This window comes from Sphingomonas sp. Leaf242, assembly GCF_001422045.1.
GTDB lineage: Bacteria > Pseudomonadota > Alphaproteobacteria > Sphingomonadales > Sphingomonadaceae > Sphingomonas.
In genome coordinates, this window is sequence record NZ_LMLW01000008.1 from 550,746 (window position 1) to 565,990 (window position 15,245).

The 15,245-nt window shown below is 66.6% G+C and carries 14 protein-coding genes; 4 read left to right on the plus strand and 10 right to left on the minus strand.

Annotated features, from left to right (window positions below; translation table 11 throughout):
• Positions 1-71 precede the first annotated feature (71 nt).
• Positions 72-956 carry a LysR substrate-binding domain-containing protein gene (locus ASF09_RS10500; protein ID WP_060526147.1) on the plus strand — a complete coding sequence of 295 codons (885 nt, stop codon included), beginning with the start codon at positions 72-74 and terminating at the stop codon, positions 954-956.
• Between the two features lie 121 nt (positions 957-1,077).
• Here the strand turns inward: ASF09_RS10500 and ASF09_RS10505 are convergent, their stop codons facing one another.
• The gene (locus ASF09_RS10505) at positions 1,078-1,536 is read right to left on the minus strand and encodes a peptidylprolyl isomerase (protein ID WP_060526148.1); all 459 of its coding nucleotides are present in this window, start codon (positions 1,534-1,536) and stop codon (positions 1,078-1,080) included.
• 108 nt (positions 1,537-1,644) lie between these two features.
• On the opposite strand from ASF09_RS10505, the gene mgtE reads away from it, so the two are divergent.
• Complete coding sequence (gene mgtE, locus ASF09_RS10510; protein WP_060526149.1) at positions 1,645-3,054, plus strand: magnesium transporter; 1,410 nt, start codon at positions 1,645-1,647, stop codon at positions 3,052-3,054.
• A gap of 31 nt (positions 3,055-3,085) precedes the next feature.
• Complete coding sequence (locus ASF09_RS10515) at positions 3,086-3,490, plus strand: DUF1489 family protein (RefSeq protein ID WP_060526150.1); 405 nt, start codon at positions 3,086-3,088, stop codon at positions 3,488-3,490.
• Positions 3,491-3,754: 264 nt separating this feature from the next.
• On the opposite strand, the gene ASF09_RS10520 is transcribed toward ASF09_RS10515, so the two are convergent.
• The 6 genes from ASF09_RS10520 to ASF09_RS10545 all read right to left on the minus strand — a co-directional run bounded on the left by ASF09_RS10520 (position 3,755) and on the right by ASF09_RS10545 (position 9,521).
• A complete protein-coding gene (locus tag ASF09_RS10520) occupies positions 3,755-4,480 on the minus strand; it encodes a GIN domain-containing protein (RefSeq protein WP_162237248.1) in 726 nt (241 codons plus the stop codon).
• A gap of 37 nt (positions 4,481-4,517) precedes the next feature.
• Positions 4,518-5,249 carry a head GIN domain-containing protein gene (locus ASF09_RS10525; RefSeq protein WP_060526152.1) on the minus strand — a complete coding sequence of 244 codons (732 nt, stop codon included), beginning with the start codon at positions 5,247-5,249 and terminating at the stop codon, positions 4,518-4,520.
• A gap of 122 nt (positions 5,250-5,371) precedes the next feature.
• Entirely contained in the window at positions 5,372-5,905 is a 534-nt protein-coding gene (locus tag ASF09_RS10530; RefSeq protein ID WP_056053923.1) for a CarD family transcriptional regulator, read from the minus strand.
• A 202-nt stretch (positions 5,906-6,107) separates the two neighbouring features.
• Positions 6,108-6,449 carry a ferredoxin FdxA gene (fdxA, locus tag ASF09_RS10535; RefSeq protein WP_031393648.1) on the minus strand — a complete coding sequence of 114 codons (342 nt, stop codon included), beginning with the start codon at positions 6,447-6,449 and terminating at the stop codon, positions 6,108-6,110.
• A 278-nt stretch (positions 6,450-6,727) separates the two neighbouring features.
• On the minus strand, positions 6,728-7,036 hold the full coding sequence (locus ASF09_RS10540) for an RNA-binding S4 domain-containing protein (protein ID WP_060526153.1): 309 nt from the start codon (positions 7,034-7,036) through the stop codon (positions 6,728-6,730).
• Entirely contained in the window at positions 7,029-9,521 is a 2,493-nt protein-coding gene (locus ASF09_RS10545) for a helicase-related protein (RefSeq protein ID WP_060526154.1), read from the minus strand. The genes ASF09_RS10540 and ASF09_RS10545 overlap by 8 nt, the downstream gene beginning before the upstream one ends.
• A 198-nt stretch (positions 9,522-9,719) precedes the next feature.
• Between ASF09_RS10545 and ASF09_RS10550 the strand changes: the two genes are divergently transcribed.
• Positions 9,720-11,225, plus strand: coding sequence for a M23 family metallopeptidase (locus ASF09_RS10550; protein WP_060526155.1), 1,506 nt, complete (start codon positions 9,720-9,722; stop codon positions 11,223-11,225).
• Between the two features lie 523 nt (positions 11,226-11,748).
• Here the strand turns inward: ASF09_RS10550 and ASF09_RS10555 are convergent.
• The 3 genes from ASF09_RS10555 to ASF09_RS10565 form a co-directional block, all read right to left on the minus strand.
• Positions 11,749-13,443 (minus strand): ATP-binding protein, encoded by a 1,695-nt coding sequence (locus ASF09_RS10555; RefSeq protein WP_060526156.1) that lies wholly within the window; start codon positions 13,441-13,443, stop codon positions 11,749-11,751.
• A gap of 76 nt (positions 13,444-13,519) precedes the next feature.
• Positions 13,520-14,239, minus strand: coding sequence for a TIGR02186 family protein (locus ASF09_RS10560; RefSeq protein WP_060526325.1), 720 nt, complete (start codon positions 14,237-14,239; stop codon positions 13,520-13,522).
• Between the two features lie 56 nt (positions 14,240-14,295).
• Positions 14,296-15,210 carry a sulfite exporter TauE/SafE family protein gene (locus tag ASF09_RS10565; RefSeq protein WP_056053938.1) on the minus strand — a complete coding sequence of 305 codons (915 nt, stop codon included), beginning with the start codon at positions 15,208-15,210 and terminating at the stop codon, positions 14,296-14,298.
• Between the last annotated feature and the right edge of the window lie 35 nt (positions 15,211-15,245).

The window sequence follows — 15,245 nt, forward strand, 5'->3', positions numbered from 1 at the left end:
CGCTCACTGCAATCGTATGGCTGAATGCGTCCAGCGGTCATTGTCACACTCGTCGAGTCGAAAGAGGAAACATGCGCAGGCTGCCGCCACTGGGGGCTATCGAGGCGTTCGTGCAGGTCGCGCGGCTGGGCTCGATCAAGGCCGCGGCCGAGGATCTGGCACTGTCCGCGCCTGCGCTCAGCCGGCGCGTGCAGAGCCTGGAACGCTTCATCGCCAAGCCGCTGTTCGCGCGGCGGCATCAGGCGATGGTGCTCAATGCGGATGGCGAACGGCTGCTCGCGCAGATCGCACCCGTGCTCGATTCGCTGTCGGACGCGGTCGAATCGCTGACCAGCACGACCGAGGTGCTGCGGCTGCGTCTCGGAATCCTGCCGCTCTATGCGTCGCAGAAGCTGTTCCCCAAGCTGGGCGAGTTGCGCACGTCGCATCCCGAACTACACCTCGATATCGATACCGCGGCGCATCTGGTGTCGCGGCTCGGCGACGGGCTCGATGCGGTGATCGCGCTGTCACGCGAGATCGATCCGGCGTTCTACGCGCGACGGCTCGATCGCAATTCGGTGTACGTGATCGGGGCAAGGAGCCTGTTGGAGCGCGCGGATCCGGTCACGCGGCCCGAACAGCTCTCGACGCTGACCGCGCTGGTGCACCGCGACATGACGGATACGTTCACGGCATGGCGGACGGCGGCGGGGCTCGACGATATCGAGCCGCTGGCGATCGATCATTTCGATTCGGGCGCGCTGATGCTCGAGGCGGCGGCACAGGGGCTTGGCGTCGCGTTCATGCATGCGAGCCACTTCGAGGACGCAAACGATCCGCGCCTCGTTCGGCTGTTCGATATCGAGGTCGAGAGCCCGTACAGCTACTGGTTCGTCTGCCGCCCGCGGGCGTTGCAGACCAAGCCGGTGAAGCTGTTCCACGACTGGCTCATACGGACGGTGGCGGAGGTCTGACCCGCTACTCCCCTCCCGCTTGCGGGAGGGGTCGGGGGAGGGGCGTGCCTCACTGACCGGACGCCAGTACGTACGTCGCGCCCTCCCCTAGCCCCTCCCGCGAGCGGGAGGGGAATTCAGCTTATGCAGCGCGTGCCTTGACGATCTTGCCTGGCGTCTTCGGGGGCTCGCCCTTCGGCAGCGCGTCGATCAGGTCCATGCCGTCGGTGACTTCGCCCCAGACGGTGTACTGCTTGTCGAGGAAGCGTGCGTCGTCGAACACGATGAAGAACTGCGAGTTCGCCGTGTCGGGCTGGTTGGTGCGTGCCATCGAGCAGACGCCGCGGACGTGCGGCTCGGCCGAGAATTCCGCCTTGAGGTTGGGCTTGGTCGAGCCGCCGGTGCCGTCGCCGTTACCACCGTCACCGCCCTGTGCCATGAAGCCCGGGATCACGCGGTGGAAGGGGACGCCGTCGTAGAAGCCTTCGTTCGCCAGCTCGGCGATCCGCTCGACATGCTTGGGCGCCAGATCGGGGCGGAACTTGATCGTGACGTCGCCGCCGTCGAGGGTCAGCGTCAGCGTTTCGGGGGTATCGGACATTCATCGTCTCCTGAATTGATGCGCGGCAGATAGGGAGCCGCACTCCGACTGGCAAATGCATGCGCGTCGCGTTAGGGCCCAACCGACCATCTTTTAAGGGAGGCAGCCATGAGCGAACTCGAGCTTCCCGAGCCCGAAACCGAAACCGCGCCCGAGACCCAGCTCGATCGCGACGACCACCTGCGGCCCGAATTCGTCCGGGCCGTGCTCGATGCGGTCGAGGACGGCAACGACGAGGCGGCGCGCGCGCTGGTCGAGCCGCTGCACCCGGCCGACATCGCCGATCTGTTCGAGCTGACCCCGCAGGAGGATCGCGCAGCCCTCGCGCGGGCGGTCACCGACCTGCTCGACGGCGACGTGTTCGCCGAGATGAACGATTACGTCCGCGAGGACCTGATCGATGCGCTCGAGCCGCACCAGGTCGCCGATCTCGCGTCCGAACTCGATACCGACGATGCCGTCGCGATCATCGAGGACATGGACGAGGACGAGCAGCGCGCGGTGTTGCGCGCGCTCGATCCCGACGATCGCGCCGCGATCGAGGAGGCGCTGAGCTACGCCGAGGAATCCGCCGGCCGCCTGATGCAGCGCGAGCTGATCGCGGTGCCCGAGCATTGGACGGTCGGCGACGCGATCGATTATCTGCGCGGCCATGAAGAACTGACGACCGATTTCTGGGAAATCTTCGTCGTCGACCCCGCGCACAAGCCGATCGGCACGTGCCAGCTGTCGTGGATGCTGCGCACCCCGCGCGGGATCGCGATCGCCGACGTGATGAAGCGCGAACAGACGCTGATCCCGGTCGATATGGACCAGGAGGAGGTCGCGCTGCGCTTCCAGAAATACGCGTTGATCTCGGCCGCGGTGGTCGATCATGGTGGCCGGCTGGTCGGCATGATCACGGTCGACGACATCGTCCACATCATCTCCGAAGAGGCGGGCGAGGATACGCTGCGGCTGGCAGGCGCAGGCGACGGCGACATCAACGAGCCGATCCGGCTGACGGTACGCACGCGATTCACGTGGCTGGTGGTCAATCTCGGCACCGCGATGGTCGCATCGTCGGTCGTCGGGCTGTTCCAGGGGACGATCGCGAGCTTCGCGTTGCTCGCGGTGCTGATGCCGATCGTCTCGGGGATGGGCGGCAATGCGGGCACGCAGACGCTGGCGGTGGTCGTGCGTGCGCTCGCGACCAACCAGCTGACGAGTTCGAATACCGCGCGGATGATCGGGCGGGAGTTCCGCATCGCGGCGGCGAACGGCGTGATGCTGGGCGCGCTGATCGGGTGCGGGACGTATGTCATTTTCCGCAACACCGACCTGTCGCTGGTGATCGCCGCGGCGATGCTGGTGAACAATATCACGGCGGGGCTCAGCGGCGTGCTGGTGCCGGTGACGCTCGATAAGTTCCGGATCGATCCGGCGGTGTCGTCGGCGGTGTTCGTGACGACGATGACCGACACGATGGGGTTCTTCTCGTTCCTCGGGCTGGCGAGTCTTTGGGGTCTGCACGGTTGATCTGCAGCGTTTAGCGCCCATTTCCAACGCCATGCCGCTCCACCTCACCAAAGTCGCGTTCGGCGCGGAAAGCGTCGATCACCTCGCCGAGCGGCTCCGCCTGCGCGGCGAGGGGGGGCCGGTGTTCCTCACCACGCGGTATCTGCCCAAGCGGCACGAGGAAGTGGCTGGTCAGGGTTCGATGTTCTGGATCCTCAAGCATCAGCTGATCGCGCGCTCGCCGATCCTCGGGTTCGGCGAGGCCGAGGAGGGGCGCGTCGCGATCCATATCGATCCGAAGCTGGTGCTGGTGCAGGCGCGACCCAAGCGTGCGCATCAGGGGTGGCGATATCTGGAGGGGGCCGATGCGCCGCTCGATCTGGGCGGTGATGCGACCGGGTTGGACGTGATGCCGCCGGCGTTGATGACCAAGCTGGCGGAACTGGCGCTCATTTAAGGGGTAGGGCCCAGAACTCGTCGAGGTTCATCCCACCCGACGATAAATTCCATCGTCATCCCCGCGCAGGCGGGGATCCATATCCTCAGAGGATAGCGATCTCAGCGTGAGGTCAGCCAGTATGGGTTCCCGCCTCCGCGGGAATGACGATACACGTTCGGAAGGTTTGAGGGCCAATACAGATTGGGTGACCGGCTCGACCGACATGCGGATTTCGGTCGGGAGGGGCCGGTGTGGATGGGGCAGCAAACGCGGCATCCCCTTCTACGGAGCATAGACCCCGGCCGCCGCCTTCCCGCAGACCACCGGTCCGCCAGCCGCCGCATCCACCCGGCATTTCGCGTTGCCCGCGACCGTCACCGTTCCCAGCCCGCTGTTCGTCACCTGCGCCGTGTAGCGCGCTGCCGCCTTCACGTCGCCGACGCCGTCGAGGTGCACGGTCAGGTCGTTGACCGCCAGCCCGGTGGCATCGATCGCGCCCGGGCCGCTGGCGATGAGGCGTGCGCGGCCGGCGCGGCCGGCGAGCGTCATCTCGCCGGTGCCGATCAGCGTCGCGTTCAGCTGGTCGGTGTCCGCCGCCGTCAGCGCGAGGCTGCCATTGCCGCTGACCGTCACATCGAGCTTCATCCCGCGCATTCGCGCGATCGTCAGCCGCCCGCCCGCAGCGACACTCGCCGAGACGAGACCGGGAGTCGAGAGTGTGACGACGATCGGCCCGCCGCCGCCGCTCGCGCCACGCGGTTGCTCGCCCCAGCCGCCGGTGCCCTTGCGGACCGACAAGGTCGTGCTGTCGACGCGCACCGCCACCCCCTCGTTCACGTCGCCGGCGATCGTCGCGCGCGGCGAACCGATCGAGACGCGTACCTCGAACGGGCCCTCCACACGGATCCGGTCGAAGCTGCCGACCGAGACCGTCCGGCTCGCGACCGGCGCCGCACCGGCAGGCGTGGGCGAGGACAGTAGCAGCAGCGGAGCGAGCAGATATCTCATGCCCGCAACCGTCGCCGCTTCCGCGCCCGCCGGCAAGTCAGTTCCCGCAGCGCACCGACCCCGAGCCCGTCTTCGAAATGGTGCAGCGCGCGTTCGGGCCGAGATCGACATCGCCCGAGCCCGACACGCCGACCGAGGCAGGGCCGTCGACGATCGCGCGGACCTTGCCCGAGCCGGAAATGTCGACCTTGGCGGACCGCGCCTGAAGCTTCGGCGCATCGACCGCGCCCGAGCCGGCAATGTCGATCGCGAGCATCCTGGCCGTACCCGAGGCGCGCACGGTGCCCGATCCGGCGATCGAGAATGCGGCATCCTCGACCCGAATCGCGGCGATGTTGAGGTTGCCGGAGCCGGGAATCCCGCCCGCGAACTTCGCGCCCTCGACATGGTCGACTGCGATGGTGCCCGATCCCGAAACCGTCGCGTCGGTCAGCCGTGGCAGCGTGACGTACACCTTCACCTTGCCGCTCTTGTTCCAGCCGAAGCTGGAATTGGTCTTGCGGCCGACGTTCAGTGTCTCGCCGGTGCGCTCGATCGTCAGCCGGTCGAGCTGATCCGACGGCCCTTCCGCCCGGACCGAAAAGCCGGTGCCGACCCGTACATCGATATCGTCCGAGCCGCGCAGGTCGATGCCGTCGAACCCGGTGACCTGATAGGTACGGGTCGTTCCCGATCCCGCCGCCGCAGCCCCCGAGCCTTCGCTATCGCCATCCCAGCTGAACGAGCAGGCCGCGAGAGGAATGATCAGTCCGAGCGCAAGAAAGTTCATCGCATCCCCCTGTGTGTTGTATATGCAATACACTCGCGCGCGGCATCTGCAAACCGGAATCTAACGAAAAAGGGCGGCCCCGCAGGACCGCCCTTTCATACTCGGATCGAGTGCGAGGGCAGTTACGCCGGCACCTTGTCCTTGTTGTAGATCGCGGCCGCGGCGCGGAGGATGTCGAGAATCTTCTCCTGCGCCTTGGGCTCGTCGAGCTCTTCCATCGCCGCCAGTTCGCGTGCGAGGCGGCTGGTCGCGCCTTCGAAGATCTGGCGCTCGGAATAGCTCTGCTCGGGCTGGTCGTCGGCACGGAATAGATCGCGGACCACTTCGGCGATCGACACGAGGTCGCCCGAATTGATCTTCGCTTCATATTCCTGCGCGCGGCGCGACCACATGGTGCGCTTGACCTTGGGCTTGCCCTTGAGCGTGTCCATCGCCTCGCGCATCGTCTTGTCGGACGACAGCTTGCGCATGCCGACGCTTTCGGCCTTGTTGGTCGGCACGCGGAGCGTCATGCGCTCCTTCTCGAACCGGAGGACGTAGAGTTCCAGTGTCATGCCGGCGATTTCCGAGCGCTGGAGCTCGATCACACGGCCGACTCCGTGCTTGGGATAAACGACGAAATCACCGACATCGAAGGACAGTGCCTTGGCAGCCATTTGGGGCCTTTCCGGATCAAGCCTCGCCGCGACGCCTCGACGAAGGACTCGTCGCTGCTGCATCGGGGGAGGGATAGGTCTACACGTCAGGCGTATGACGTGAATCATCGCGCCCGTCGCGGACTCTTCTAGCAGCTTTGCAACAAAATTACCAGCCGAACGTGGCAGGCGGCTTGCCCTTTTCGGGATTCGCCGCCTCTTATCAGTCGCCTGCGCCGGGCTCGGGCGAGAAATACTTGTCGAATTTGCCCTCGACGCCCTTCATCGCGTCGGCGTCCGGCGGCGTCTGGTTGTCGTTGCGCGTGACGTTGGGCCATTGCGCCGAAAAGGTCGTGTTGAGCTCGAGCCACTGTTCCAGCCCGCTCTCGGTGTCGGGCAGGATCGCTTCGGCGGGGCATTCCGGCTCGCACACGCCGCAGTCAATGCACTCGCTGGGATTGATCACCAGCATGTTCTCGCCTTCGTAGAAGCAGTCGACCGGGCACACTTCCACGCAGTCCATGTACTTGCAGCGGATGCAGGCATCGGTGACGACGTAGGTCATTGCAGAACTCCTGGGCCGGATTCCTTTCCGGCGACGAACGCGCCAGCGACTATGCGCGCCTGCCCCTCGCGTCAATCATAGCAAGCCTTCTGCGAGACGTTATCACGCTTTGTCGTTCCGATCCCACACTGCTTAAGCCCTCCTCCGTCATCCTGACGAAAGTCAGGACCCAGAGCCACGAGGCGCTGCCTTTGGTATCCTGAGTCCTGACTTTCGTCAGGATGACGGAGGTTGCGGCGTCGTTCGATTTATTGATCGCGGTTGTCGATACGGCTAGTTCACTCGGAAGCCGGATCGCGGATGGTACCGGCCGGCGTCTTCCCCGCAATCAGATCCTGATAGCATCCTTGCGCCTCGGGCGCTGGCCCCCGCCGCGCAGGCAATGCCTCGACCCGGATCACCCGAACCTGATCGGCCACTGCAAATGTCAGCACATTCCCGATCCGCACCGGGCAATGCGCGCGATCGATCGGGCGGCCGTCGATGCGCAGATGCCCCTTCTCGGCAATCGCCTGCGCGGCGCTGCGCGTTTTCGCGAGCCGCACGAACCACAGGAACCGATCGATCCGCATCGCGCCTTCAACCATGGCGGACCAGTGCGGCAAGCCCGGCAAACGCGTTCTGCCGCGACGGATCGATCGGAGCAGGCGCGACGGCCCGTGCAGGGGGACGACCGCGCCAGACCCAGCGCGGCGCGTCCCCCGCCAGCGCCTTGAACCCGAGTTCGGCCATCAATCGCTCCAGCGACGCTTGGTCAACGCCGATCGAGGTGGCCAGCGCAGGATCGGGCGCGAACGGCGTGCGCCCCTGCCGCGAATCGTGCGCGGCACGGGCGATGCGTTCGATCAGGTCGATCCGGACCGCCTGGAGCCCAAGCGGACGGAAGCCGGCCTCCAGGACCGCACCCTCGCTGCCACGCGCCAGCACGGTCGCGCCCTCGCGCGGGGCGGTGATCGTCATGCCGCGAGCCACCGCCAAGATGCGCCGCCAGCGCGCCGACTCGGGCTTGAGCAACCGCGCGTCGAACAGGTCGAGCGCGCCGACCGTAATCCCGATCTTGCGCAACCGCTTGCGCTCCTCGGGATCGATTGCGTCGAGCGCCAGCCGCATCGGCAACCGCGGCAGGATCCCGCCGGCCTCCTCGATCGCACTCGCGACCGCGCGCAACGCCGGCGTGGCGTTCGGATCCCGGCTCAACTCGGCGAGGTGGACCAGCACGGCGATCCGCCGCTTCAGCATTCCCGCAAGCCACAGCGCCAGCCGCGCCTCGATCCGATCGCGCGCAGGCTTGTCGAGGCATTCGAGCGAGCGGTCGAGAATCAGCTTCGGCCGCGCGAACGACGGCCCCGCGCCTAGCTTGGCGACCGGGTGACCCGCCCAGATGATCTGCGCCGCATCGTCGAGCGCGATATCGGCGTCCGGCGCATCGACCAGCGACTGTCCGCGCCGCGACCGCTCGCCGGTGAGACGCTTTTCCGCCGCCGCGAGCAGCAGCCGCTTGTCGCTCGCCCGCGCATCAGCTGCGACGGTGAACCGGAACCCGTCGAGCCGACCGATCGGATGATCCTCGACCATCACCTCGCCCTCGGGCCCGATCACCACCGGCAGCGCGCCCGCATCCGCGCCGATCTGGCGCATCAGCGCGGTCGTGCGCTTGTCGACGAACCGCTGCGTCAGGCTGGCGTGGAGCGCATCCGACAGGCGTTCCTCCAGCGCGGCGGTACGCGCCGCCCACAAGGTCGGCTCGGCCAGCCAGTCGGCGCGCTGTGCGATATATGCCCAGATCCGAGTCGCGGCGATCCGCCCGGCGATCACCGGCACGTCGCCCGCCACCGTATCGAGCCGCGCGATCTCGTCGGCGAACCACTGGTGCGGGATATGCCCGCGGCCTTCGCTCAGATGCCCGAACAGCCGCGATACGAAACGCGCATGCGGATCGAGGCCGACTTTGCGGAAATCCGGAACGCCGCATGCTGCCCATAATCGCGCGACCATCGCCGGGTGCCGTGCGCGTTCGCGGACCCAGCCCTCCTCCGCAAGCCGCTTCAAAACCCCCAGATCGAGGGCTTGCGGCGCGGCGCGCAAAACGCCGGCGGGCGGACGCGCTTCCAGGCTCGCGACCAGCGCATCGATGCTGGAGAAATCGGGCTCGCCCTGCCGCCAATAGAGGTTCTCGAGTCGCGGAAACCGGTGCTCCTCGATCGCCAGCACTTCCTCGGGGAGGAACGCGCCCGGCCCATCGTCGGACAGCGCGCCGAACGTGCCGTCGCGCTGGTGTCGCCCCGCACGCCCCGCGATCTGCGCCATCTCCGCCACCGTCAGGCGCCGCTGGCGCTTGCCGTCGAATTTGTTGAGGCTGGCGAACGCGACATGCGCGACGTCCATGTTGAGCCCCATCCCGATCGCGTCGGTCGCGACCAGATAATCGACCTCGCCCGCCTGGAACATTGCGACCTGCGCGTTGCGAGTCCGAGGGCTGAGCGCACCCATCACGACGGCTGCGCCACCGCGCAGACGCCGCAGCATCTCGGCAACCGCGTACACCTCCTCCGCAGAGAACGCGACGATCGCCGAACGCTTGGGCAACCGGCTGATCTTTTTCGCGCCCGCATAGGTCAGCGTCGAAAAGCGCGGCCGATTGACGATCTCAGCGCCGGGAACGAGCTTCTTGATCATCGGCCGCAGCGCTTCGGAGCCGAGGATCATCGTCTCCTCGCGCCCCCGCGCGCGCATCAGGCGATCGGTAAAGACATGGCCGCGCTCGGGATCAGCGCCCAGTTGCGCCTCGTCCAGCCCGACGAACGCGACGTCGCGATCGGGCATCGACTCGGCGGTGCACAGGAACCAGCGTGCGTCGGGCGGCACGATCTTCTCTTCGCCCGTCACCAGCGCAACGCGGTTCGCGCCCTTGATCGCCACCACGCGGTCATAAACCTCGCGGGCGAGCAAGCGCAGAGGAAAGCCGATCATGCCGCTGGAATGCGCGCACATCCGCTCGATCGCGAGGTGCGTCTTGCCGGTGTTGGTCGGGCCGAGAACCGCCGTGATCCCGTCGTTCGCGCCGTCGTTCATTGCAGCAACATCGGGGGTAAAGTCTGCGTGCGCAATGACCTGCGCAGAGTTTCCTCGGTATTAACGATCCGGCGCCAAGACCGCACATCTCGCCGCGATCCTGGCGATGCGCACACACCGGTTAATTTGACTTTAGCAGGTTGCGACCACAACGACCGCCTGACGCCGGGGGGACCGGCACCATCGGGGCGGGCCTGCGTGTATCTTCGTAACGATCAGGGCTTCGAATTGGCGGGCACGGCACCGGGCCAGGTGTTCGGTCGCGCCCTCGCGTCGCCTCTGCCCCAGCCGACAACGCGGGCGTTGTTGCGCGACCGCGCGACGCGGATCGACTGGGTGCCCGATCTGGGTGCGCGAGTCGGCAGTGTCGACTGGTGGCGCGGGTTCGCGACCTGCACCGCGCTGTGTGTCGCGACCTGGATGCTGTCGCCGGGGTTCAAGCCGCTCGTCGGTGCCGTGCCGTCGCCGCTCGCCGGTGCGGAGTGGGAGGAGACGCGCGCTCAGGGCATCGCGTCCTTGGCGCAGGGCGCGACGACCGGGCGGCGGATGGCGGCGAACGATCTCGTCGCGCCGCTCGCCGACGTGCCCGAGCGCCCCAGCATCGACCTCTCCGCGACACTCGGCGACGGGGACAGCTTCGACCGGGCGCTGATCCGCGCGGGCGTCGGTCGCAACGATGCCGAGGCCGCCGCGGCGCTAGTCGCGCAATCCGTCGATCCGAAGGCGATCCCGGCGGGCACGCGGATCGCACTGACGCTCGGACGGCGGCCGGACCGGACCGTCGCGCGGCCGCTGGAAAAGCTCGATTTCCGCGCGCGGTTCGATCTGGCGCTGTCGCTCGTGCGCGGTGCGGGCGGGCTGACCGTGGACCGCAAACCGATCGCGATCGACTCCACCCCGTTGCGGATCCAGGGGCTGGTCGGCTCAAGCCTGTACCGCTCCGCGCGCGCGGCCGGCGTCCCGGCCAAGGCCGTCGAGTCGTATATCAAGGCGATCTCGACGCGATTGTCGATCGGTCGCGACGTCACCGCCGCCGACCGTTTCGACCTGATCGTCGAGCGACAGCGCGCTGCGACCGGCGAGACCCGGGTCGGCGACCTCCTGTTCGCCGGGATCGACCAGGGGCGCCATAAAGTGCAGCTCGTCCGCTTCGCCCCCGATGCGGGCAATGGCGACCTCGACGACGAAAGCAGCCGCGGCGGCTGGTTCGACGCAGCCGGACAGACCGAGCGACGCGCCGTGTCTGCCATGCCGGTCATCGGGCGCATCACCTCGAATTTCGGTCTGCGCGTGCACCCGCTGCTGGGATTCACGCGGATGCACAAGGGCCTTGATATCGGCGCGCCCTACGGTTCGCCGATCCACGCGATGACCGACGGCATCGTCACGTTCGCAGGGCGCACCGGCGGCTACGGCAATTTCGTCAAGCTGGTCCACGGCGGCGGGATGGCGAGCGGCTATGGTCACATGAGTCGGATCGCGGTGACGTCGGGGACGCGCGTCCGCGCGGGCCAGGTGATCGGCTATGTCGGCTCGACGGGCATGTCGACCGGCCCGCATCTGCACTGGGAAGTGTGGAAAAACGGCGCGGCGATCAACCCGCGCACGGTCTCGTTCGCCAGCGTCGCGCAACTGTCCGGTGGCAAGTTGCGTGCGTTCAGCGCCAAGGTGGCTCGGTTGTTGGCGGTGCGGGTCGGCGGGTAGCGTACGTTCATGATGCACTTGATGCGAAAGTCACAAGTTTTGCATCAGCGCCGCGGCAAAAGCAGTGCGGTCGGCAAATGTCCCACTTGCAGCCTTTCATGCCTCGTGAGACGATCCCGGCATGGCGCTTTGTTAGGGGTTTTGCAGTGAGGAACGCTGGAACCATGTTGCAAGCGACAGCGCCGCGTTGGACGTGGATGCGCCGGTTGGCTCCGTTGATCGTGCCTCTCGCGGTAATGCCTCTTTTTTGGCATTCGGACAGGATGCATTGGGTGATTTGGAGCTTGGGCGCCGCAGGCGGTGCTTTGCTATTGATTGCGTCCTTCATTGGAGAACGACGTTCTCGTAAAGGACGTTCGTCTCCGAGTTGAAGCGAACCTTCTGCAAACCAGTCGGTCCAGCCGTTAGCAATGCAAAACGCACAAGTTCTGCATCCCACGCGAATTAATCGGTCGTGTTCGACCTTCATACCCGAAGCCGCCCTGTCCGGTTTTCAACGCCATACGTCCCTAACGAGACGTCGCTATTTCCCCTGCGCACGCCAGCGCTGGATCGTGCGGGCGATGATCTGCTCCTCGCCGCCGACGTCGCGCCACAGTTCGGAGAACAGCGGGTCGCCCGAGGCGGGGCGCTTGGCGTCCTCGAGATCGTCGAACGAGACGCGGATCGGGATCGTCACGCCTTCGCCGCAGATGATGCATTCGCGGTTGCGCAGCGCGGGGATCGAATCGAGGAACCCGCGCGCGCCTTCGGGCATCGCGGCGCGGACGAACGCCTGATCGCGATCATTGTTGAGCCGCATCGCGATGATCGTGCCGCACTGCGACAACACCCCTTCCGCGAGATCGGACGGGCGCTGCGTGATCAGCCCGAGCGACACGCCGTATTTGCGGCCTTCCTTGGCGATCCGGCCGAGAATCCGGCCGACCGCGGTGTCGCTGTCCTGGCCGGCGGGGATGTAGCGATGCGCCTCCTCGCACACCAGCAGGACCGGGCGCTGCGGTTCGTTGCGCGACCAGATCGCGAAATCGAACGTCATCCGCGCCAGCACCGCGACGACCACCGCGGTGATGTCGGACGGGACGCCCGAGACGTCGATGATCGAGATCGGCTTGCCGTCGCCGGGCAGCCGGAAGATCCGGCCAAGGAACGCCGCCATCGTATCGGCGACCAGCATCCCCGAGAACATGAAGCCATAGCGCGGATCGGCCTTGATCTCGTCGATCTTGGTCTTGAGGCGCAGGTAGGGGGCAGTGTCGCCGGCACGATCCATCTTGCCCATTTCCAGGCTGATGATGTTGGTCAGGTCGCTGAGCAGATACGGGATCGGCGCATCGACCGTCAGCTTGGCGATCTCCTGGCCGAGCCGGCTCTTCGCCTTCGCCATCAGCAGGCATTTGGCGAGGATGTCGGCGTCGAACTGCCGCGCGGAGCCGCTGCTGGTCAGGAAGACCTCGCAATGCTCCTCGAAATTCATCAGCCAATACGGCATCTGCAGGTTCGTGACGTCGTAGATCGCGCCGTTGGTCTTGAACGCCGCGGCATATTCGCCGTGCGGATCGATCATCACGACGTGGCCTTGTGGCGCCAGTTCGCAGATCCGGTGCAGGATCAGCGCGGCGCCGGTCGATTTGCCCGTGCCGGTCGAGCCGACGAGCGCGAAATGCTTGCCGAGCATCGCATCGACGTACAGCGCGGCACGGATGTCCTTGGTCGGATAGACCATGCCGACCTCGATATTGGCGCGGTCGCCGGCGGCGTAGATTTGCTTGAGGTCGGCGCTGGTGACCGGAAACACCTCGCACCCCGGCATCGGATAGCGGGTGACGCCGCGACGGAAGGTGTAGAGCTTGCCGGTCAGGCGTTCCTCGTCGCCCTCGCCGAGATAGTCGATCTCCGCGGCGATGCAGGTGCCGGCGCTATCCTCCAGCTTGAGCGAACGGATGTTGGCGACCAGCCACGACGCCCCGATCCGCATCTTGATCTGGCTGCCGACCTGGCCCGCGGCGGCGACGACGGGATCGGAATCGTCGGACAATGCGACGATCGACGCGCGATCCAGGAGTACCCGGCTGCTCGATCCGGCGATCGCGTAGACCACGCCGATCGGGGCGGTCGCCTGCACGCTGCCCAACAGGTCGTTTAGCTGCGTACCGGCGAAAGGCCCGGCCAAAGGTGAGGCATCGTGAAACGCGTTCGAGCCCGGCATTTCCGTCATTGTTCCTGGACCCCGCACATCGCACCGACGTTATGTCGTCAAAGGCGTAAATATCCGGTGAGGATGGAGAAATTCCTTACAGTTTGCGCGCGATCCACCCAGCGGCCCAGCCCAGGAACACCGACAGCGCGACCGCGACCAGTCCGTAGACGACCGACGAACGCTCCGCGGCGCGCGCGACGAAGCGTTCGAACCCGGACTTACGGATGTCGATATCGCGCACCGCCGCCGCCAGCACGCGGCCGTCGCGGATCAGAAACGTCTCCGCGGTGAAGCGACCGACGGGGACGCGGGCGGGGATCGTGACGCGCGCGCGGTACAGCACGTCGTCGGTGATCTCGACCGCGCGCGGCGCTTCGTAATACAGGCCGGCGCGGCGCTTCAGGTCGACGAGCCCCTTCTGGAACCGGTCCTGCGTATCAGTCGGCGCGCTGGACGCAGGCGACAGCTGGAGGCTGTCGAGCCCGAGTTCGTAGATCGCCCGCGTGCGATCGTCGACCAGCCGCTCGATCGGCTTGGACGAGGCGATCGCGTAGAAGCTCGGGGCGGAGCGATAGCGCAGCCGCGACGCGTTGACCCAGATGCCCGCGACCTTCTCCTTTTCGCGCATCAGGATCGACTGGGTCGGGCCCTTCACAACGACGACGATATCGGTCGGATGCTCGCCGCTCGGCAGGCGCCCGCCAGGGTACAGGATCGCGCCGAACAGTAGCAGCTCGGCACCGGTGAAGCTGTAGGCGATCTCGATGTTGCGCTGCGACACGTCGGGGACGAGCACCGGCTTGGCCTGCGCCATCATCAGTGGCGTCAGCAGGACCAGCCACGCCGGCTTCAGCGCTCGGGTCCCAACCCTCACGAAAGCGTGACCGAGAAGATCTCCTCGGGCCGCCAGACCAGGCCGAGCAGGATACGGGCGCCGACCAGCAACACCATCACCGCGAGCGCGAGGCGAAGATATTCGGGTTTGAACTTGGTCGCGAACCGCGCGCCGATCTGTGCGCCGACGACCGAGCCCAGCAGCAGCAGCCCGGCGAGCACGATATCCACCGCCTTGGTCGTCGTTGCGTGGACCATCGTCGCGACCGCGGTCACGAACAGCGTCTGGAACAAGGAGGTGCCGACCACCACCGAGGTCGCCATCCCGAGCAGGTAGATCATCGCCGGGATCAGGATGAAGCCGCCGCCGATCCCGAGCAGGATCGTCAGGATGCCGGTACAGAAGCCGAGCAGCAGCGGCGCGAGCGGCGAGATATAGAGGCCGGACGCATAAAAGCGGGTGCGCAGCGGCAGTGCGGCGACCAGCGGATGATGACGCCGCTTGCGTGCTTTCGGCGGGCGGCCGGTTCGCGCGCGACCGATCGTGCCGATCGATTCCTTCGCCATCAGGCCGCCGATCGAGCCGAGCATGACGACGTAGACGATCGCGATCACCGTATCGATCTGGCCGCTTTGCTGGAGCAGGCGGAACAGCCACGCGCCGAAGAACGAGCCGAGGATACCGCCCGCGACGAGGACTCCGCCCATCTTGGTGTCAACGCCCTTGCGGCGGAAATGCGCGAACACGCCCGAGACGCTGGCGCCGGTCACCTGGCTGGCCGACGAGGCGGCGGCGACGGTCGGCGGGATGCCGTAGACGATCAGCAGTGGGGTGGTCAGGAACCCGCCGCCGATCCCGAACATGCCCGACAACAGCCCGACTCCCCCGCCGAGCAGGATGATCACGAGTGCGTTGACCGACAGGTTGGCGACGGGAAGATACAGGTCCACGCACACGCGTTACACCGGAACCCGGCGGCGGGGCT

What these genes read in the sequence shown, in the direction of transcription:
- ASF09_RS10500 (WP_060526147.1), top strand. Translation starts at nt 72, where the DNA reads ATGCGCAGGCTGCCGCCACTGGGGGCTATCGAGGCGTTCGTGCAGGTC.
- ASF09_RS10505 (WP_060526148.1), bottom strand. Translation starts at nt 1,536, where the DNA reads ATGTCCGATACCCCCGAAACGCTGACGCTGACCCTCGACGGCGGCGAC.
- mgtE (WP_060526149.1), top strand. Translation starts at nt 1,645, where the DNA reads ATGAGCGAACTCGAGCTTCCCGAGCCCGAAACCGAAACCGCGCCCGAG.
- ASF09_RS10515 (WP_060526150.1), top strand. Translation starts at nt 3,086, where the DNA reads ATGCCGCTCCACCTCACCAAAGTCGCGTTCGGCGCGGAAAGCGTCGAT.
- ASF09_RS10520 (WP_162237248.1), bottom strand. Translation starts at nt 4,480, where the DNA reads ATGAGATATCTGCTCGCTCCGCTGCTGCTACTGTCCTCGCCCACGCCT.
- ASF09_RS10525 (WP_060526152.1), bottom strand. Translation starts at nt 5,249, where the DNA reads ATGAACTTTCTTGCGCTCGGACTGATCATTCCTCTCGCGGCCTGCTCG.
- ASF09_RS10530 (WP_056053923.1), bottom strand. Translation starts at nt 5,905, where the DNA reads ATGGCTGCCAAGGCACTGTCCTTCGATGTCGGTGATTTCGTCGTTTAT.
- fdxA (WP_031393648.1), bottom strand. Translation starts at nt 6,449, where the DNA reads ATGACCTACGTCGTCACCGATGCCTGCATCCGCTGCAAGTACATGGAC.
- ASF09_RS10540 (WP_060526153.1), bottom strand. Translation starts at nt 7,036, where the DNA reads ATGGTTGAAGGCGCGATGCGGATCGATCGGTTCCTGTGGTTCGTGCGG.
- ASF09_RS10545 (WP_060526154.1), bottom strand. Translation starts at nt 9,521, where the DNA reads ATGAACGACGGCGCGAACGACGGGATCACGGCGGTTCTCGGCCCGACC.
- ASF09_RS10555 (WP_060526156.1), bottom strand. Translation starts at nt 13,443, where the DNA reads ATGACGGAAATGCCGGGCTCGAACGCGTTTCACGATGCCTCACCTTTG.
- ASF09_RS10560 (WP_060526325.1), bottom strand. Translation starts at nt 14,239, where the DNA reads ATGGCGCAGGCCAAGCCGGTGCTCGTCCCCGACGTGTCGCAGCGCAAC.